Origin of the sequence: Paenarthrobacter sp. NPDC089988 (genome assembly GCF_044748465.1) — a bacterium.
Lineage (GTDB): Bacteria > Actinomycetota > Actinomycetes > Actinomycetales > Micrococcaceae > Arthrobacter.
The window spans coordinates 314378-332793 of sequence record NZ_JBIVGD010000001.1; the positions used below are offsets into that span (position 1 = coordinate 314378).

The following is an 18416-nucleotide window of genomic DNA, read 5'->3' on the forward strand; positions in this document are numbered from 1 at the left end:
CTACCGCGGCCGGCGTGCGGCGTGTTCGCGCGCGAGGCGGGCGTAGTCGTCGTCGGGCATTCCCGGAACGAAACTGCCGAACTTCCGTTCCGCGGCCGTCTTGATCAGGAAGTCCGCAATCGCCGGGTTCTTCGGCAGCAGCGAGCCGTGGAGGTAGCTGGCCACCACGTTGCGGTAGCGGGCGCCCTCATGGCCGTCCTTGCTGTTGTTGCCGGCACCTTTCGTCACGGTGCCCAACGGCTCGACGCCGGGACCCAGCGTGGTCTGTCCGCTGTGGTTCTCGTAGCCCAGGACTTCGCCGAACTCCGCGGATTTCAGGGCGACGTTGCCGATCAGCCGCTCGTTGGTTCCGTGTGTTTCGACGTCCAGGATGCCGATGCCGGGAATCACCGGGCCCGCGCTGGTTTTGAAGAACTTCCCAAACAGTTGGTAAAGGCCGCAGATCACCAGCATGGGGGCGCCGTCGTCAGCCAATCCCCGCAGGACGTCGGCCCGTGCCTGGAGGTCATCCTGGATGACCACCTGGCCGCTGTCCTGGCCGCCGCCGCCCACAATGATGTCGATGTCCTCCGGGAAGTCATCGCCCACGTTGTACTCCAGCAGTTCCGGCGTGTAGCCGTGCCACCTGATGCGCTGCTGGAGCACCAGGGCGTTGCCCCAGTCCCCGTAGATGTTCATTTCCTTGGGGTACAGCTGCAGGACCCGCAGTGTTCCCTTGCTGGGCTGTGCTTCCTCGCTTGTGCTGTGTTCCGACGTCATGAGACAACCTCAACAATGGTGATTTTGGCCAGTTCGCGGCGGATGGCGAGCATGGCGGTGTAAGTGCAGAAGATGCGCTTGGGCTTGCCGCGCGATCCGTCGATGAACGTCCGCAGCGCGGCCGTGATGTCGGTTTCGACGGAGCCGAAAGGCACCTCGTCGTACTGCAGGCGCAGCGCCATGTCGTAGGCCCGGACACCGGTGAGGACTTCCACGCCGTTCCCGCGCAAGGATTCGAACTCCACGTCCCAGAGCCAGGACATGTCCCTGCCGTCGGCGTAGTTGTCGTTGATGGCGATCATGGTGGCGTAGCCGCCCGCAGGGAACGATTTGAGCCCGAGGCGGAAGCCGCTGGGGTTCTTGACGAGCACCAGTTCCAAGGGCAGGCCGTCCACCGTGAGGCTTTCGCCACGGCCGAAGGCCGGAGCCACCTCGCCGAGCGCCTTGACCAGCTTCGGGGTGTCCACTTCGCCCGCGCCCAGGATGGCCCGGGCGAGGGACAGCGCCGCTGCGGCGTTGAAGATGTTGTACACGCCGCGCAGCTTCATCTGCGTGGTGACGGTTTCGCCGTCGAACTCAAAGTCAGCGTCGTCGGCACCTACCCGGCGGAGTACGACGTCGGCCGCCGGGGCGGCGGGAGCGTCACCTGCGGCTGACGTCCCCGGGGACGTGGTGCCGGTGGCGGTCCGCATGTCGTCATCGTTGGGGAACGTGCTGCGCAGCGATTCGTCCAGGCCGAAATACCGGATGGCCGGGTGGAGGACCGCGTCGGGGCTGTGAATGGCATTCGCGATGCGGGCCACGCGTGGGTCTTCGCGGTTCAGGACGACTGTATCCGTGGTCTTGAGTGCGATGTGTTCCAAGAGCCGGGCGGTCTTGTCGATTTCGCCGAAGCGGTCCAACTGGTCACGGAGGACATTGAGCAGGAGGCTGAAGCGCGGCGAGACCTTGTTCACGAAATGGACAGCATGTGCCTCGTCCAGTTCCAGAACGGCCACGTCGGCGTCGAGCTTTCCGCGCCAGTCGACGACGCCCAGCAGCGACGCCGCGACGCCGCGGGTGAAGTTGCTTCCGCTGCGGTTGGTGAAGACCTTCAGGCCCTGGCTTTCAAGGAGTTCCACTACCATCTTGGTGGTGGTTGTCTTGCCGTTGGTCCCGCTGACCACGGCAACGCCGTGCGGCAAGGAAGCCAAGGTCCGCTGCATGAAACCGGGGTCGATTTTCTCGACCACCAGCCCGGGAAAGGCTGAGCCTCCGCCGCGGAGCCGGGACAGTCCACGGACCACTTTGCCGAGGGGGACGCTGAAGGAAAACATGCTCTGTAATATATCCCAGTTGGTGCATGGAGCCCGGTCCCGGGGCATGGTCCCGGTGTCCGGGCCACTATGATGGTCGAATGACCAATTCCCTTTCCGACGCTTCATCACGCGTGGGTGCAGGACTCCGGATCGGTGTACTGGCTCTCCAAGGCGACTTCCGCGAACACATCCATGCCGTCGAGGCCGCAGGGGCCACCGGCATCGGCGTCCGCAGGCCGGCAGAACTGGACGACATCGACGGCCTCATCATTCCGGGCGGCGAGTCCACGGCGATCGACAAACTCGCGAGGATCTTCGAAGTCGCGGACCCGCTGCGCAAGCGCATCGCCGATGGCCTGCCCGTTTACGGTTCCTGCGCCGGAATGATCCTGCTGGCCAACGAAATTGCCGACCCCGCCACGGATCTCGAGGGCAACCCGCAGCAGACCTTCGGGGGACTGGACATCACGGTGCGCCGCAATGCCTTTGGCAGGCAGCGCGAATCCTTCGAGACGGACCTCGACTTCAAGGGGCTCGATTTCAGCGCAGGGGAGTCCGGCGTCGATCCTGTCCACGCCGTCTTCATCCGCGGACCCTGGGTGGAGCGCGTGGGTCCGGATGTCGAAGTACTGGCCCAGGTGGACCCCGACCATGCCAGCCACACCGCCACTTTGCATGGATTGGCTAGAATTGTTGCAGTGCGCTCCGGCCACCTGTTGGCAACCTCCTTCCATCCGGAAGTGACGGGCGAGAAGCGCGTGCATGAACTCTTTATTCGAATGATCAGAGGAGAAGCGTAAAGCATGTCAGGCCACTCCAAATGGGCGACCACCAAGCACAAGAAAGCCGTCATTGACGCACGGCGTGCAAAGTCGTTCGCCAAGCTGATCAAGAACATCGAAGTTGCTGCCCGCATGGGCGGACCGGACCTCGCCGGCAACCCCGGTCTGGAACTTGCCGTTACCAAGGCGAAGAAGACCTCCGTTCCCAACGACAACATCGACCGCGCCATCAAGCGCGGTGCCGGCCTCACCGGTGAAGTGGTTGACTACACCGAGATCATGTACGAAGCACGCGGTCCGCAGGGCTCTGCCGTGCTCATCGAATGCCTGACCGACAACAAGAACCGCGCCGCTTCCGAGGTCCGGCTCGCGATCTCCCGCAATGGCGGCACCATTGCCGACCCCGGATCCGTCAGTTACCTCTTCACCCGCAAGGGCGTCGTGGTCTTGCCGAAGAACGGCCTGAGCGAAGACGACATCCTCATGGCCGTCCTCGAAGCAGGCGCCGAAGAAGTCAAGGACAGTGGCGAGAACTGGGAAATCCACTCCGAGCCCTCGGACCTCCAGGCCATCCGTGATGCCTTGAAGGACGCCGGGATCGATTACGACTCGGACGAAGCCGAGTTTGTCCCGTCCATGCAGGTGGACCTGGACATCGACGGCGCCAAGAAGTTCATGAAGCTGGTTGACGCGCTCGAGGACCTGGACGATGTCCAGAACGTCTACAGCAACGCCGACTTCAGCGAGGAAGTGCAGGCAGCCCTCGACGCCGACTAGGCCGGGGCAACGCATCACATCCACCACTGACAGGAAGGCCCGGACTTGACTCTTCGCGTATTGGGAGTCGATCCGGGCCTTACCCGTTGCGGGATCGGCGTGGTGGACATCGAGCGGAACCGCCGGGCAACCATGGTGGCAGTGGGGGTTGTAGGAACCTCGGCCGAACTGACGCTTGACCGGCGCTTGCTGGTGATCGCGCAGGCCATCGATGAGTGGCTGGACCTGCATGAACCCGATGTGGTGGCGGTGGAGCGGGTGTTCTCGCAGATGAACGTCAGCACGGTCATGGGCGTGGCGCAGGCATCCGGCGTGGTCATTGCAGCCGCCGCCCGGCGGAACATTCCGGTGGCCCTGCATACGCCCTCGGAAGTGAAAGCGGCCGTCACCGGCAGCGGCAGTGCCAACAAAGAGGCCGTGACGAAGCTGGTCACCAAGATCCTTCGCTTGGATGCCCCACCCAAGCCCGCCGACGCTGCAGATGCTTTGGCCCTTGCCCTGACCCATGCCTGGCGCGCAGGTGGCGCGGCAGGAAATGCTTCCGCCAAGGGCCAGTCTTCGCTGACTCCTGCCCAGCGGGCGTGGGCGGAAGCCGAAGCCAAGGCGCGGCGTGGTCGGTGAAAGCCGGCGGCGCTTGCTAGGCTATTCGTAGATATGTTCGGATAATTACAGGAGCCGGGTCTTGATCAGTTTTCTTCGTGGAACGGTTGCCCACGTTGGCTTGTCCACCGCAGTGATCGACCTCAACGGTGCCGGCATGAGCGTCTACGCCACGCCCCAGACGTTGAGCCACCTCAGGGTGGGCGATGAAGCCAAGCTCTTCACGTCCATGATCGTCAGGGAGGACTCCCTGACGCTGTTCGGATTCGCTGACGATGACGAACGTGAGGTTTTCGATGTCCTCCTGGGCGTCAGCGGCGTTGGTCCCCGGCTGGCGCTGGCCGTGCTGGCCGTCCACGAGCCGGAGGCCATCCGGGTGGCCGCCCACACCGGTGACACCAAGGCCTTCACCAAGGTGCCGGGCATCGGTCCCAAGGTTGCCGGCCGCCTGGTCCTGGAGTTGGCGGGAAAGCTGGTCCCGCACGGAACGGGGACGTCAAGCACCCCTTCAGTGCAGGTCGGTGCCGAATGGAAGCCCCAGGTGGTTGCCGCCATGACCAGCCTGGGATGGTCCGAGAAGGACGCCACGGGAAGCATCGACAAGGCCATGGCCGATTCGCCCGAACTGGTGGACTCCGGCAACGTTGCCCAGATCCTCCGGGCCACGCTGCGTTGGCTGGGGCAGGACGGTGCCCGGGCCGGCAACCGCGTAGGCAGCCGTGGCTGAGCAATCCCTCGTAGCCGGGGGAGAGGAACCGGAGGAGCGGGTCATTGAAGCCGCACTCCGGCCCAAGAACCTGCACGATTTCGTGGGCCAGCACCGGGTCCGCAAGCAGTTGTCCCTGGTGCTGGAAGCCTCCCGCATGCGTGGGAGGAGCGCTGACCACGTGCTCCTCTCCGGTCCTCCTGGCCTCGGCAAAACCACCCTGGCCATGATCATTGCCGCGGAAATGAACGCACCCCTTCGCATCAGCAGCGGCCCGGCCATCCAGCACGCCGGTGACCTGGCGGCCATCCTCTCCTCGCTGTCCGAGGGGGAAGTCCTGTTCCTGGACGAAATCCACCGCATGTCCCGGCCTGCCGAGGAAATGCTTTATATGGCCATGGAAGACTTCCGCGTGGACATCGTGGTGGGCAAGGGAGCGGGGGCCACAGCCATCCCGTTGGAACTGCCGCCGTTCACCTTGGTGGGAGCCACCACTCGTGCGGGCCTGCTGCCCGGCCCACTCCGCGACCGGTTTGGTTTTACCGGACACCTGGAGTTCTACTCGGTGCCCGAGCTTGAGCTGGTCCTGCGACGTTCGGCCGGCCTGCTGGATTTGAAGGTCAACTCTGCCGGGTTCACCGAGATTGCCGGCCGGTCCCGCGGAACGCCCCGTATTGCCAACCGACTGCTCCGGCGTGTCCGGGACTGGGCGCTGGTACACGGCATTGAGCAGATCGACGCCCGCTCGGCCGCGGCGGCCTTGGACATGTACGAGGTAGACGTGCGGGGCCTGGACCGGTTGGACCGCTCGGTCCTGGAAGCCCTGATCACCAAATTCAACGGTGGTCCCGTGGGGTTGTCCACCCTGGCCATAGCCGTCGGAGAAGAGCCTGAGACGGTGGAAACCGTTGCCGAGCCGTACCTGGTCAGGGAAGGGCTGATGGGCCGCACGCCGCGCGGCCGCATCGCCATGGCAGCGGCCTGGACGCACTTGGGATACGCAGTACCTGCCGGGGTGTTCGGCCAGGAACAGCTGGCACTGTTTGACGAGGACGAAAACAACGCTGAGAGCGTAGACACCCTCGGTTAACACGCCCCGTTCAGAATTTCCCTCTAGACTGGTATGACGCTCGGCACAGGACGTTGCCGTGAACAAAACGTAAGTACAGAACGGAACTTCCCTGTGGATCCAATGACCATATTGCTGTTCGTCATGCTTGGCCTCTTTGTCTTCATGATGTTCCGCCGCAACAAGAAGACCCAGCAGCAGCAGGCTGAAATGCAGTCGAAGTTTGCGCCGGGTGTTGACGTCATGACCAGCTTTGGCCTGTTTGGCCGCATCGTGTCCATCGACGAGGCCGAGAACAAGGTTGTCATCGAGCTTTCCCCGGGCAACGAAGCCACGGTCCACCGCCAAGCTGTCACCAAGGTGGTGGACAAGCCCGAAGAGGAAGCTCCGGTTGTGCCGGACGACGCTTCTTCCCTCACTGTCGCCGAGACTGACGGCCCGGCCGCAACTGAGACGCCCGAAGAAACCATCGCGCGCCTCAACAAAGAGGACAAGAAGGACAATTAGCACTGTCAGTCGCGGTAACACCGCGCACGTTAACTTCTAAGGCAGCGGAAAGCCGCCGGCGGACGCTTACCAGCGTCGGCCGGCGGCTGTCCGGCGATAACAGGAAGATCGATTAATGGCACGGACCGGCCCCAAAAACTCAGCCCGCAGGGTGCTGACCTGGCTTGGAGCAATTTTCGTTGTATTGACCGCCGTCCTCGGTGGTGGGGTCCTGACTGGCAACGCCAGCTGGGCTCCCAAACTCGCCTTGGACCTTGAGGGTGGAACCCAGATGATCCTGGCGCCCAAGGTGGAGGGTGCCAGCGATATCAATGAGGAGCAACTCAACCAGGCTGTCGCGATCATCCGCCAGCGCGTTGACGGCTCCGGTGTCGCCGAAGCCGAAATCAGCACGCAGTCAGGCCGCAACGTCGTGGTCAGCCTGCCGGGTACGCCGTCCAAGGAAACCCGCGACCTCATCCAGGCCTCGGCGGACATGAACTTCCGGCCCGTCATCACCTACGGTGATCCTGCTGCGGTACCCGCCGAATCCCGCACTCCGGACGACCAACTGAACAAGCCGACCGCCGAGCCGACCAACGCGAGCGATCCGAACTGGATCACCCCCGAGGTCCAGAAGGAATTCGAGGCGCTGGACTGCGTCAATCCTTCAACGGAGAAGCGCGACCGATCGGACCCCGCGAAGCCCCTGGTGACGTGCGAGGCTGCAACGGACAAGACGCCGGCGGTCAAGTACATCCTCGGACCGGTGGAGGTCAAGGGCCAGGATATCGCCGATTCCACGTTCTCCCAGGTCCAGGGTGCACAGGGAACGGTGACCAACTCCTGGGGCGTGAACATCGTCTTCAACGGTGACGCCACGGAGAAGTTCAAGCAGGTTACCGAACGACTCAACCAGTACTACGTTGCCGCGCAGGCCCAAGGCAGTGACGACCCCAAGTCGCAGTTCGCCATTGTCCTGGACGACAAAGTCATCTCCGCTCCCCGTGCCCTGGCCGTCATCACCGATGGCCGTCCGCAGATCACCGGAAACTTCACCCAGGCCACAGCCAAGGCGCTCTCTGACCAGCTCCGTTACGGCGCATTGCCCATCAGCTTCGAGATCCAGTCGCAGGAACAGATCTCAGCAACCCTTGGTGGGGACCAGCTTCGCCTCGGCCTGTTGGCTGGCCTGATTGGCCTTGCCCTGGTTGTTGTCTACTCCCTGTTCCAGTACCGCGCCCTCGGCCTGGTGACCGTGGCATCGTTGGTCGTCGCAGGTGCGCTGACCTACCTGGCCATCGCCATCCTGGGCTGGACCGAGAACTACCGTCTCTCCCTGGCCGGCGTGGCCGGTTTGATCGTGGCCATCGGCCAGACGGCTGACTCCTTCATCGTCTACTTCGAACGAATCCGCGACGAGCTCCGTGAAGGCCGCGGCCTGGTTTCCGCCGTCGAGAACGGTTGGAAGCGCGCCAAGCGCACCGTCCTGGCATCAAAGGCCGTCAACCTCCTTGCCGCCTTGGTCCTCTACTTCGTGGCCGTCGGCAACGTCCGTGGCTTCGCCTTTACCTTGGGCCTCACGGCCGTGGCCGACCTCATTGTGGTCTTCATGTTCACCCACCCCACGCTGCAGGTCCTGGCGCGTACCAAGTTCTTCGGAGAAGGGCACCGTTTCTCGGGCCTGTCTCCTGACCGCCTGGGAGCAGTACCGCTGTACCGTGGCGCAGGCCGTCTCCGGACGGCTGACGACAAGCCAGTCAACGTACGCGCCCGGAATGCGGGTGCCGCAGCTGAGGCTGAACGCCGCCTGACCATCGCCGAACGGCGCCTTGCCGAGAAGGGCCAGCTCACCGGGACCTCGAACGGCACCAAGGAGGAGAAGTAATGAAGACGAGCTTCGCGACCTTCGGCTATGAGCTCTACACCGGCAAACGTTCGTACAACTTTGTCGATTCCAAGAAGATCTGGTTCACCATCGCGGCTGTCGCAGTGGTCCTTTCGATCCTGATTCCCGTTCTTAAGGGCGGCTTCAACCTCGGCATCGAGTTCCGCGGTGGTTCGGAGTTCACGGTATCCAACGTGAAGACCACCGACGCCGCACTGGGTGAGAAGGCCGTTCACGACGTCGTCGCGGGCGCGGTGCCGCGCGTGGCGAATGTCGCCGGCAACACCATGCGCATCCAGACGGACCAGCTGACTGACGACGAAACCAACCGCATCAAGGATGGCCTCACCAGCGCCTACGGCGTGACCGAGAACGAGGTCACCTCCAACTTCGTCGGGCCCACCTGGGGCCAGGATGTCACCCGGCAGGCGCTGATCGGCCTGGTGGTCTTCGTGGGACTGGCTGCCGTCCTCATGGCGCTGTACTTCAGGACCTGGAAAATGTCCCTGTCCGCCCTGGTGGGCATGCTCGTCACGATGTTCACCACAGCGGGCGTATACGCCCTGAGCGATTTCGAAGTGACGCCGTCGGCCATCATCGGCTTCCTGACCGTCCTCAGCTACTCGCTGTATGACACGGTGGTGGTCTTCGACAAGATCCGCGAGAACACCTCTGACATTGCGACGTCTTCCCGCCGGACTTTCGCCGAAGAGGTCAACCTCGCCGTCAACCAAACCCTGGTACGTTCCATCAACACCATGATGGTGGCCGTTCTGCCGGTTGCTGCGATCCTGTTCATCGGTGCCGGCCTCCTCGGCGCGGGTACCCTGCGGGACCTCTCGTTGGCCCTGTTCGTGGGCATCCTGATCGGAACCGCCGCCACGATCTTTATTGCTGCGCCACTGTATGCCTGGCTGCGCCAAGGCGAGCCGGAGCTCGTCAAGCAAGCCAAGAAGGTCTCCCACCGCCGGACCGGGGCCGCTGTTCCCAGCGCCTAGCAACTGTTTCACCGGAAGAGCCGGGCGCCTGCTTCAGTGCAGGCGCCCGGCTCTTTGACTTGCCGGTCCATCCGTCATGTGCTGCCGGGTTGCGGAAGCATTCGCTTCCGGGAATAGACTGGGAGAATTAAATCGGTCGTGAGGGGTACTTCTGTGGAAGAACGTGCGACGTCGGCACCACCGGCGGGCGGGGAAGACGGTCACAGCGGGGTGGCTGTTCCAGCAACAAGCGTGGCTGGACGGACTGCTGCTGTCCCGGTTGATGCCCCCGGACCACGCCCAACCTTCCCTGGACGACGCGAACGCACACGCTCCCGCCTGGCCCGCCTGACCGGCAGGGGAGTGGCACCATATTCGCCCATCCTGGAGCCCTTGCTGCGGACCGTCCGGGCCAACAACCCCAAAGAGGACTTCGACCTCATCCAGCGCGCTTTCGCCGTCGCGGAGCGCAGCCACCAGGGGCAAAAGCGCAAGAGCGGCGATCCGTACATCACCCATCCTGTGGCCGTCGCCACCATCCTGGCGGAGCTCGGCATGACCGGGACCACGCTGGCGGCAGCCCTGCTGCACGACACCGTGGAGGACACCCCGTACACGCTCGCCGATCTGACGCGGGACTTCGGGCCGGAAGTAGCCATGTTGGTGGATGGCGTCACCAAGCTGGACAAAGTCAGCTTCGGCGAGGCGGCCCAGTCCGAGACGGTCCGCAAGATGGTCGTGGCCATGGCCAAGGACATCCGTGTCCTGATGATCAAGCTGGCGGACCGGCTCCACAACGCACGGACCTGGCGGTTCGTGTCCGCTGAATCCTCCTCCCGCAAGGCGCGCGAGACCCTTGAGATCTTCGCTCCGCTGGCCCACCGCCTGGGCATGAACACCATCAAGTGGGAGCTTGAGGACTTGTCCTTCGCCGCCCTGTACCCCAAGGTGTACGAGGAAATCGTGCGGATGGTGGGGGACCGGACGCCGGAGCGCGAGAAGAGCCTCAGCGTCATCCGCAACCAGATTGCCGATGACCTTCGCACCGCGCGGATCAAGGCGACCATCACCGGTCGCCCCAAGCATTACTACTCCATCTACCAGAAGATGATCGTCCGGGATAAGGACTTTGACGACATCAACGACCTCATGGGCGTCCGTGTCCTGGTGGACTCGGTCCGGGACTGTTACGCAGCCCTGGGCACCCTGCACTCGCGTTGGAACCCGCTCCCTGGGCGGTTCAAGGACTACATCGCGATGCCCAAGTTCAACATGTACCAGTCACTGCATACAACAGTGATCGGTCCTGGCGGCAAGCCCGTTGAGATCCAGATCCGGACGCACGAGATGCACCGCCGGGCGGAATACGGTGTAGCGGCGCACTGGAAGTACAAAGACCAGCCCAACCGCACGGCTGTTGGTCCGGGAAGTCCGCGTGACGGAGACATGGGTTGGCTGCGGTCACTGGTTGACTGGCAGCAGGAAACCTCCGATCCCGGCGAATTCCTCGATTCCCTGCGTTACGAGATCAACGCCCGGGAAGTGTTCGTGTTCACGCCCAAGGGCGAGGTCATGGCCCTCCCTGCGGGATCCACGCCCGTGGACTTCGCCTACGCCGTCCACACCGAAGTGGGACACCGTACCATCGGCGCCCGGGTCAACGGCAAGCTGGTGCCCCTCAACAGCGAACTGAACCATGGCGACTGGGTGGAGATTTTCACCTCCAAGGCAGAGGGTGCCGGCCCCAGCCAGGACTGGCAGCATTTCGTCAAGTCGGCGCGTGCCCGCAACAAGATCCGCCAATGGTTCAGCAAGGAACGCCGCGAAGAGGCCATTGACCGCGGCAAGGACATGCTGACGCGGGCCATGCGCAAGCAAAACCTGCCCCTCCAGCGCCTCATGACCCATGACGCCTTGTCATCCGTGGCCGAGGACTTCCATTACGTGGATATCTCCGGCCTGTACGCGGGTGTGGGAGACGGCCACACGTCTGCACAGTCGGTCATGGAAAAGCTCATGGAGCAGTTGGGTGGCCATGAGACGCCTGATGAGGACCTTGACGAGGTCAGCATTCCGACGCAGGTGGCCAAATCCAAGTTCTCCGATTCCGGCGTCATTGTGCGCGGCGTGGGCGACGTGTGGGTCAAGCTGGCCCGGTGCTGTACGCCCGTCCCGCCGGATCCCATCCTGGGCTTCGTGACGCGTGGTTCGGGAGTCTCGGTTCACAGGACCGACTGTACGAACGTCGCAGGCCTCCGGGACCAGCCGGACCGGATCGTGGAAGTGGAATGGGCTCCGACGCAGTCGAGTGTCTTCCTGGTGGAGATCCAGGTTGAGGCGTTGGACCGCAAGTCCCTGCTCTCCGACGTCACCAGGGTTCTTTCGGACAACCACGTGAACATCCTTGCGGCATCGGTCCACACGTCCAGCGACAGGGTGGCCATTTCCAAGTTTGCCTTCGAGATGGGTGATCCGAAGTACCTGCACCACGTCCTGAGCGCCGTACGCCGCATCGACGGAGTCTTTGACGTCTACCGGACCACGGGCAACCGCCGCCGAAGCTAGCCATCCTGCAACCGGGCCAAGGTGGCGAGGGCGCGCTTCTTGTGCGGTACCCGCGGGGCAGCCTGCACGGCCAGGGTCACCAGGCGGAGCCGGACTCCGAGGTCCGGCTTTTCCAGGAGTGAAGACAACGCCGGGAGGGCATGCTCGGCTTCGACGTGCAAGGCGATGTCCGCTGCGGTCCGCAAGGGGCTGCTGACGAGCAGCCCACCAAGACTGACGACGTCAAACTGGCCGAGCCGGACTTCGTGCAGGCTGCAGCCACGGGCACCACGGATGCTGGAGATGCGGTGCTTCGCATCGACCAGCAGCGTGAGGCTCCTGGGCGGCCTGGCGCAACCATAGATCCACGCCGCCGTCAGCCTCCCGGCAACCACTTTGGTCCGCATGCGCTCCGGAACGGTCAGCGCGGCAGCCCGGGCCCTGAGCCGCGGGGTGACCGCGGATCCGGGCGCGGCGTAACTCTTTCCGTACAAGGGAGTCAGGATGCCATCCGATGCCATGCTCTGGAGTTCGGGCCAGGTGAAGATGCGGGGCGCTGAGTAGAGCTCATGAAGCACGGGTTCTTGCAGATGCGCGGTGGTGACAGCGGAGACCATCCATCGATCATTTCCCGAACGCCGAAAACGAGTACAGGCCCCGTCCCGGCTATGTGGATAACCGGGACGGGGCCTGCCTTCGTGGAAAACTCCTACGCGAGGTCGCTTGCCGAGCGCTGAATCTGGTCCAGCCATGCCTGGCGGGCTTCGAGGGCTTCGCGGGCAGCCTTGATGCGGCGCTGGTCGCCTGCCGTCTCCGCCTTCTCCAGGTCATCCTTGAGGCTGGCGATGGCCGACTCAAGCTGCGAGAGTGCGCTGTTGGTGCGGGCCTTGGTCTCCGGGTTGCTCCGGCGCCACTTCTCTTCTTCGGCTTCCCGGACGGCGTCCTCTACCTTGCGCAAGCCGGCCTCGATGCGTCCCATGTCCGCACGCGGCACCTTTCCGGCGTCCTCCCACCGGTCGCGGATGGACTGGAGGGTTTTCTTGGCAGTGTTCAGGTCGTTGATCGGCAGGAGGGCCTGGGCTTCGGCCACCAGTTCTTCCTTGACAGCCAGGTTGGCGGTGTATTCCTGGTCGATCTGGTCGTTGGCCGCCTGCCGGTTGCTGAAGAAGACGTCCTGCGCAGCACGGAACCGGGCCCAGAGGGCGTCGTCGTCTTTGCGGCTGGCGCGGGGAGTGGCCTTCCACTGGTCCATGAGCCGGCGGTATTCGCCTGCGGCATAGCCCCAGTCCGTTGACGAGGAGAGTGCCTCGGCCTCGGTGATCAGTGCTTCCTTGGCGGCCTTCGCTGCGGAGTTGTTGCTGTCCAGCTGCGAGAAGTACGCGCGGCGGTGGCGGTCGAAGACCGTGCGAGCCGATCGGAAGCGCTTCCACAGTGCGTCCTCGTTGCTGCGGCCCAGGCGGACGCCGCTCTTCTGCGCCGCCTTCCAGGTCTCGAAGAGCTCGTTCATCCGGGCGCTCGAGGTCTTCCACTGGATTTGCGCCGGGTCCTGTCCGGCGATGGACTCGGCTTCAGCCACGATCGCTTCGCGGGCCGCGAGTTCGCTGGCCCGGACGGCGTCGTGGGCTGCCTTCTCCGACTTTTCCAGCTCCACGATCTGGGTGGAGAGCGAGTCCAGGCGCGCCTCGGCGGAGCGGATATCGCCCACCATGTTCCGTTCAGCCAGTTGCTCCCGCAGATGGGCAACGGTCTTCTGCATGTCCGTGGCCGGCGCCTTGGATTCCACGCGGTGCTCCAAGAGCACCACCTGGGCAATCACGTCGTCGAACTTCCGGGCGAAGTACCCCAGGGCCTCATCAGGGCTGACGCCGGGGTATTGGCCCACGGCAAGTTCTTCACCGTCCAGGGTGAGGAACACATGGCCATCGCCCTCGGCGCGGCCCCACTTGGCGGCTTCCGCGAGGGACGCTGCGGACACTGCCGGCGCGGCAGGTACGACGGCGGCCGGAGCCTTGGGACGCGCTGCGAAAGCAGCGGGGGAGGGAGCCGGGCGGGGCGCAGCAGGCTTGGCTTCCGGCGTCGTGGTTTCGACGCCAGGCGTCTCTTCCTGGCCGCTGCCTTCGGTCGCCTCGACGGCTTCCTGGTTGGTCACTGCTGCTGTTTCGTCGGATTTCTGACTGTCTGTCACCGCTAAAAGTCTTTCGCTTGGAGGGACTGCTAAAGGTCGTGCACCCCAGGCCGGGGCCGGGAGTCGGTTACTTCAGTGAAAAAGAGTCTATCGTGACAGGTGCCACAGGGGCGCCGTCGTTGTTGGCGGCACCTGCCTTCAGCCCGGCCGCCGCGATCTTGGTGACCACATCCAGGCCACTCGTTACTTTCCCTACCACGGTGTAGCCGCCGGCAGAGTCCGAGGGGATCAGGGTGTCCTTGTAGACGATGAAGAACTGGTGGCCGTTTCCATAGGCGTTGTTGCCGCTGCGGGCCACGGCGATGGTTCCCGCGGGGTACTTGTTGTCGGCCGGGGTGTTTTCCAGCGGACCCCACCGGTAGTTCGGGTCGTCGGAGCCGTCCTCGGCCTTGGCACCGCACTGCAGCAGGCCGAAGGTATCGGAGGTTGTCAGCCGGTGGCAGAAAGCGCCGGCGTAATAGCCGGAATCGCTGAGCGACTTGAGGACGGCGGCAGCCTGTGGAGCGGTGGTTCCATCGATCTGGACTCCCACCACGCCGCTGTTCAGGGTGAGTTCTCCCGTAAAGGTCTTCCCTGCGGCTGTGTCCGCACTGGGAACGTCCGCGCTGTTGGTGGCTGCGGGCGAGGCCGACGGCGAGCTGAGCCCTGCCTGGGCCGCTGCATACTCCTCCTCGGTGGGATTGGAGCTGAACACCGTCAACTGGAGGACCACGGCCAGGACCAAGGCCACGACGGCCGCGGTGGCGGCCAGGACGTTGTCCCGCTTGCGCCGCTTGCCCTGTTCCTGCCGCAGGGCACGCTTGGCTTCCATCTGCCGGATGCGTCGTCTGGCCTCGCGTTCATCGCGCGACTTCGTTGCCAAGAGTCCTCCTGTTAATGTCCGTGTACCAGGGCGGCCGAAGGGATCCGGGCATGCTGCATTAGAAGTGCACGCGAGGAAAGCATAAACTGGCTGCCGCACATAGTTTATGCATGACCGTCTGGACTCCTGCCCAATAAACGCTGATTGGATGTTTATTGTCGCCGCTTTGAATTCCGGGTCGGCTTTCTTCGAGGAGACAATTCCACCATGGCACGTACCGCCTCCCTGTCCGGATTCCCCGAGTGGCTTCCCCAGGAGCGGTTGGTGGAACTCCATGTCCTGGACACCCTCCGCAAGACGTTCGAACTGCACGGCTTCTCCTCGATCGAGACCCGCGCGGTGGAGACGGTTGGCCAACTGCTGCGCAAGGGTGAAATCGACAAAGAAGTCTATGGTTTGAGCCGCCTCCAGGATGACGAAGGTGAACCGGCGAAAGCTGATCGCCAGGACCCTAACGCGCTTGCCCTGCATTTCGACCTTACGGTGCCGTTCGCACGGTACGTCGTGGAGAACGCCGGCTACCTTGCCTTCCCCTTCCGCCGCTACCAGATCCAAAAGGTGTGGCGCGGAGAACGCCCGCAGGAGGGACGTGCCCGGGAATTCACGCAGGCTGACATTGACGTTGTGGGCGATGGTGAGCTGCCGTTCCGCTATGACGTGGAAATCGCCTTGGTCATTGCCGAAGCCCTGAGCGCCCTTCCCATTCCGGAGTTCCGGCTCCGCGTGAACAACCGCAAGCTGGCGGAAGGCTTCTACCGCGGCATCGGCCTCACGGACACTGCAGGGGTGCTGCGCAGCATCGACAAGCTGGAGAAGATCGGTGCGGACAAGGTGGCGGAGCTGCTCAAGAGCGAGCTCGGGGCCACGGACGAGCAGGCCGGCCTGGCCTTGCAGCTTGCCACGATCCGCACCGAGGACACGTCCTTCGTGGCCCAGGTCAAAGCTCTCGGCGTCAAGGACGACCTTCTTGACGAGGGCCTGAGCGAGCTCGAGCAGGTCATTGAGGCAGCAGTGCTGCGCGCCCCCGGCAAGGTGCTGGCAGACCTCAGCATTGCCCGCGGCCTGGACTATTACACCGGTACGGTGGTGGAGACCGTCCTGGTTGGCCATGAGCAGCTGGGTTCCATTTGCTCGGGTGGCCGTTACGACGCCCTGGCCAGCAAGGGCAACCGCAAGTTCCCCGGCGTTGGCCTCTCCATTGGCGTGACCCGCCTGGTCTCGCGGATCCTGAGCCAGGAGTTCGCCGCGGCCTCCCGTTCCGTGCCAACTGCGGTCCTGGTTGCCTTGAACCACGATGACAGCTGGTCCGCAGCCCAGGACGTCGCTGCGCAACTGCGCAGCCGTGGCATCGCCACGGAAGTCGCCGCGAAGGCCGAAAAGTTCGGCAAGCAGATCAAGTTTGCCGACCGCCGAGGCATTCCGTTCGTGTGGTTCACCGATGAGGATGGCAAGCACCAGGTCAAGGACATCCGTTCGGGCGAGCAGGTGGATGCGGATCCGGCCACCTGGACTCCGTCGGACGAGGACCTGTACGTCCGGGTCACCACCGCCTGACTTCCCCCGTAGTGGGGGCCGCGGCCGGGGCGGGTAAACTCGGACGGGATCGTCCTTGCGGACATCCCTAAAAATTCATGCTGAAAGGAATGCTGTGCTGCGCACACATGACCTCGGATCACTCCGTTCCGAGCACATTGGACAAACCGTTACCCTGGCCGGCTGGGTAGGCCGCCGCCGCGATCACGGTGGCGTGGCATTCGTTGACCTGCGTGATGCCTCCGGTGTCGCCCAGGTGGTTGTCCGCGAGGAAGAGGTCTTCCACGGCCTGCGCAACGAATACGTCCTGCAGGTGACCGGCACCGTCAACAAGCGTCCCGAAGGCAACGAGAACCCCGTCCTGGCCACCGGAGACATTGAGGTCATCGCGGACAAAGTGGTGATTCTCAACACTTCCGATCCCTTGCCGTTCCAGATTGACGAGCACGTGGAAGTTGGCGAGGAGGCACGCCTCAAGCACCGCTACCTGGACCTCCGCCGCCCGGGCCCGGCCCGCAACATCCGCCTCCGTTCCGAGGCCAACCGCGTAGCCCGTGAATTGCTGCACCAGCGTGGATACGTCGAGATCGAAACTCCCACGCTGACGCGTTCGACGCCGGAAGGCGCCCGCGACTTCGTGGTTCCGGCGCGTCTGGCCCCGGGTTCCTGGTACGCCCTGCCGCAGTCGCCGCAGCTTTTCAAGCAGCTCCTCCAGGTGGGCGGCTTCGAGAAGTACTACCAGATCGCCCGCTGCTACCGTGATGAGGACTTCCGTGCGGACCGCCAGCCCGAGTTCACCCAGTTGGACATCGAGGCCAGCTTCGTGGACCAGGACGACATCATCGACTTGGGCGAAGGCATCGTGAAGGCCCTTTGGCAGCTGATCGACGTCGAAGTCCCCACGCCGATCCGCCGTATGACCTACCTCGACGCCATGGCCCGGTACGGTTCGGACAAGCCGGACCTGCGCTTCGGCCTTGAGCTGACCGAGCTGACGGAATTCTTCAAGGACACCAACTTCGGTGTGTTCAAGGCCCCCTACGTGGGCGCCGTGGTCATGCCCGGTGGAGCGTCCCAGGCCCGCCGCGCCCTGGATGCCTGGCAGGAATGGGCCAAGCAGCGCGGTGCCAAGGGTCTGGCTTACGTCCTCTACAAGGAAGACGGCGAGCTGGCCGGTCCCGTGGCCAAGAACCTCACCGAGCAGGAACGCTCCGGCCTGGCGGATGCCGTGGGCGCCAAGCCGGGGGACTGCATCTTCTTCGCCGCGGGCGAGAAGTCCGCTTCGCGTGCACTGCTCGGCGCGGCCCGCGTGGAGATCGGCCACCGTACCGGCCTCATCGACCCGAACGACTGGGCTTTTGTCTGGATTGTGGACGCCCCCATGTTCGAGCCTGCTGCCGCAGCTGTGGCGTCCGGTGATGTTGCCGTTGGCGCCGGCCAGTGGACGGCCGTGCACCACGCCTTCACCTCGCCCAAGCCTGAGTTCCTGGACACCTTCGACCAGGATCCGGAATCGGCGTTGTCCTACGCCTACGACATTGTGTGCAACGGCAACGAGATCGGTGGCGGTTCCATCCGTATCCACCAGGCCGATGTCCAGGAGCGCGTGTTCAAGCTGATGGGCCTGGACAAGGAAGATGCCGAGACCAAGTTCGGCTTCCTGCTCGAGGGCTTCAAGTACGGCGCCCCTCCGCACGGCGGCATCGCCCTCGGCTGGGACCGGGTGGTGGCACTGCTGGCCGGCGTCGAGTCGATCCGCGACGTCATCGCCTTCCCCAAGACCGGCAACGGCTTTGACCCGCTGACCGCAGCGCCCGCTCCGATCACCGCGCAGCAGCGGAAGGAAGCCGGAGTGGACTTCAAACCGGAGGCCAAGCCCGCCGCAAAGCCGGAGGCCAAGTCCGAGTAACCCCCGCAGCATAAGGCTTCCCGTCACGGACGGGGAGCCTT

At 64.1% G+C, this 18416-nt stretch carries 16 protein-coding genes; 11 read left to right on the forward strand and 5 right to left on the reverse strand.

Features of this window, described 5'->3' with window-relative positions; genetic code table 11:
• Window positions 1-759 (reverse strand): type 1 glutamine amidotransferase, encoded by a 759-nt coding sequence (locus ACIPV6_RS01515; RefSeq protein ID WP_400269207.1) that lies wholly within the window; start codon window positions 757-759, stop codon window positions 1-3.
• Window positions 756-2075, reverse strand: a complete 1320-nt coding sequence (locus ACIPV6_RS01520) for a MurT ligase domain-containing protein (RefSeq protein ID WP_400269208.1) — start codon at window positions 2073-2075, stop codon at window positions 756-758. The genes ACIPV6_RS01515 and ACIPV6_RS01520 overlap by 4 nt, the downstream gene beginning before the upstream one ends.
• Before the next feature lie 80 nt (window positions 2076-2155).
• On the opposite strand from ACIPV6_RS01520, the gene pdxT reads away from it, so the two are divergent.
• From pdxT to ACIPV6_RS01565, 9 genes are all read left to right on the forward strand, one after another.
• Window positions 2156-2857, forward strand: coding sequence for a pyridoxal 5'-phosphate synthase glutaminase subunit PdxT (gene pdxT / locus ACIPV6_RS01525; RefSeq protein WP_400269209.1), 702 nt, complete (start codon window positions 2156-2158; stop codon window positions 2855-2857).
• Window positions 2858-2860: 3 nt separating this feature from the next.
• The gene (locus ACIPV6_RS01530; protein ID WP_397321619.1) at window positions 2861-3616 is read left to right on the forward strand and encodes a YebC/PmpR family DNA-binding transcriptional regulator; all 756 of its coding nucleotides are present in this window, start codon (window positions 2861-2863) and stop codon (window positions 3614-3616) included.
• A gap of 45 nt (window positions 3617-3661) precedes the next feature.
• Window positions 3662-4237, forward strand: a complete 576-nt coding sequence (gene ruvC / locus ACIPV6_RS01535) for a crossover junction endodeoxyribonuclease RuvC (RefSeq protein WP_400269210.1) — start codon at window positions 3662-3664, stop codon at window positions 4235-4237.
• A gap of 61 nt (window positions 4238-4298) precedes the next feature.
• The gene (gene ruvA / locus ACIPV6_RS01540; protein WP_400269211.1) at window positions 4299-4943 is read left to right on the forward strand and encodes a Holliday junction branch migration protein RuvA; all 645 of its coding nucleotides are present in this window, start codon (window positions 4299-4301) and stop codon (window positions 4941-4943) included.
• Window positions 4936-6012: a Holliday junction branch migration DNA helicase RuvB gene (gene ruvB / locus ACIPV6_RS01545; RefSeq protein WP_400269212.1), complete on the forward strand. Its 1077-nt coding sequence runs from the start codon at window positions 4936-4938 to the stop codon at window positions 6010-6012. The genes ruvA and ruvB overlap by 8 nt, the downstream gene beginning before the upstream one ends.
• A gap of 102 nt (window positions 6013-6114) precedes the next feature.
• A complete protein-coding gene (gene yajC, locus ACIPV6_RS01550; protein ID WP_400269213.1) occupies window positions 6115-6498 on the forward strand; it encodes a preprotein translocase subunit YajC in 384 nt (127 codons plus the stop codon).
• Between the two features lie 115 nt (window positions 6499-6613).
• Window positions 6614-8365 (forward strand): protein translocase subunit SecD, encoded by a 1752-nt coding sequence (secD, locus tag ACIPV6_RS01555; RefSeq protein WP_400269214.1) that lies wholly within the window; start codon window positions 6614-6616, stop codon window positions 8363-8365.
• Window positions 8365-9363: a protein translocase subunit SecF gene (secF, locus tag ACIPV6_RS01560; protein WP_400269215.1), complete on the forward strand. Its 999-nt coding sequence runs from the start codon at window positions 8365-8367 to the stop codon at window positions 9361-9363. Before secD ends, secF begins: the two co-directional genes overlap by 1 nt.
• 153 nt (window positions 9364-9516) lie before the next feature.
• On the forward strand, window positions 9517-11907 hold the full coding sequence (locus ACIPV6_RS01565; RefSeq protein ID WP_397321945.1) for a RelA/SpoT family protein: 2391 nt from the start codon (window positions 9517-9519) through the stop codon (window positions 11905-11907).
• On the opposite strand, the gene ACIPV6_RS01570 is transcribed toward ACIPV6_RS01565, so the two are convergent.
• From ACIPV6_RS01570 to ACIPV6_RS01580, 3 genes are all read right to left on the reverse strand, one after another.
• A complete protein-coding gene (locus ACIPV6_RS01570) occupies window positions 11904-12503 on the reverse strand; it encodes a hypothetical protein (RefSeq protein ID WP_400269216.1) in 600 nt (199 codons plus the stop codon). The genes ACIPV6_RS01565 and ACIPV6_RS01570 overlap by 4 nt on opposite strands.
• Window positions 12504-12595: 92 nt before the next feature.
• A complete protein-coding gene (locus ACIPV6_RS01575; RefSeq protein ID WP_400269217.1) occupies window positions 12596-14071 on the reverse strand; it encodes a DUF349 domain-containing protein in 1476 nt (491 codons plus the stop codon).
• A 67-nt stretch (window positions 14072-14138) separates the two neighbouring features.
• The gene (locus tag ACIPV6_RS01580; protein WP_400269218.1) at window positions 14139-14933 is read right to left on the reverse strand and encodes a peptidylprolyl isomerase; all 795 of its coding nucleotides are present in this window, start codon (window positions 14931-14933) and stop codon (window positions 14139-14141) included.
• Between the two features lie 207 nt (window positions 14934-15140).
• Here ACIPV6_RS01580 and hisS point away from each other — a divergent pair, with 207 nt between their 5' ends.
• Window positions 15141-16487 (forward strand): histidine--tRNA ligase, encoded by a 1347-nt coding sequence (gene hisS, locus ACIPV6_RS01585; protein WP_400269219.1) that lies wholly within the window; start codon window positions 15141-15143, stop codon window positions 16485-16487.
• Window positions 16488-16581: 94 nt separating this feature from the next.
• Complete coding sequence (gene aspS, locus ACIPV6_RS01590) at window positions 16582-18375, forward strand: aspartate--tRNA ligase (protein WP_400269220.1); 1794 nt, start codon at window positions 16582-16584, stop codon at window positions 18373-18375.
• Window positions 18376-18416: the final 41 nt, after the last annotated feature.

Bases quoted from the DNA above. Each gene is read 5' to 3' on its own strand.
- ACIPV6_RS01515 (WP_400269207.1), bottom strand. From the start codon at position 759: ATGACGTCGGAACACAGCACAAGCGAGGAAGCACAGCCCAGCAAGGGA.
- ACIPV6_RS01520 (WP_400269208.1), bottom strand. From the start codon at position 2,075: ATGTTTTCCTTCAGCGTCCCCCTCGGCAAAGTGGTCCGTGGACTGTCC.
- pdxT (WP_400269209.1), top strand. From the start codon at position 2,156: ATGACCAATTCCCTTTCCGACGCTTCATCACGCGTGGGTGCAGGACTC.
- ACIPV6_RS01530 (WP_397321619.1), top strand. From the start codon at position 2,861: ATGTCAGGCCACTCCAAATGGGCGACCACCAAGCACAAGAAAGCCGTC.
- yajC (WP_400269213.1), top strand. From the start codon at position 6,115: ATGACCATATTGCTGTTCGTCATGCTTGGCCTCTTTGTCTTCATGATG.
- secD (WP_400269214.1), top strand. From the start codon at position 6,614: ATGGCACGGACCGGCCCCAAAAACTCAGCCCGCAGGGTGCTGACCTGG.
- secF (WP_400269215.1), top strand. From the start codon at position 8,365: ATGAAGACGAGCTTCGCGACCTTCGGCTATGAGCTCTACACCGGCAAA.
- ACIPV6_RS01570 (WP_400269216.1), bottom strand. From the start codon at position 12,503: ATGGTCTCCGCTGTCACCACCGCGCATCTGCAAGAACCCGTGCTTCAT.
- hisS (WP_400269219.1), top strand. From the start codon at position 15,141: ATGGCACGTACCGCCTCCCTGTCCGGATTCCCCGAGTGGCTTCCCCAG.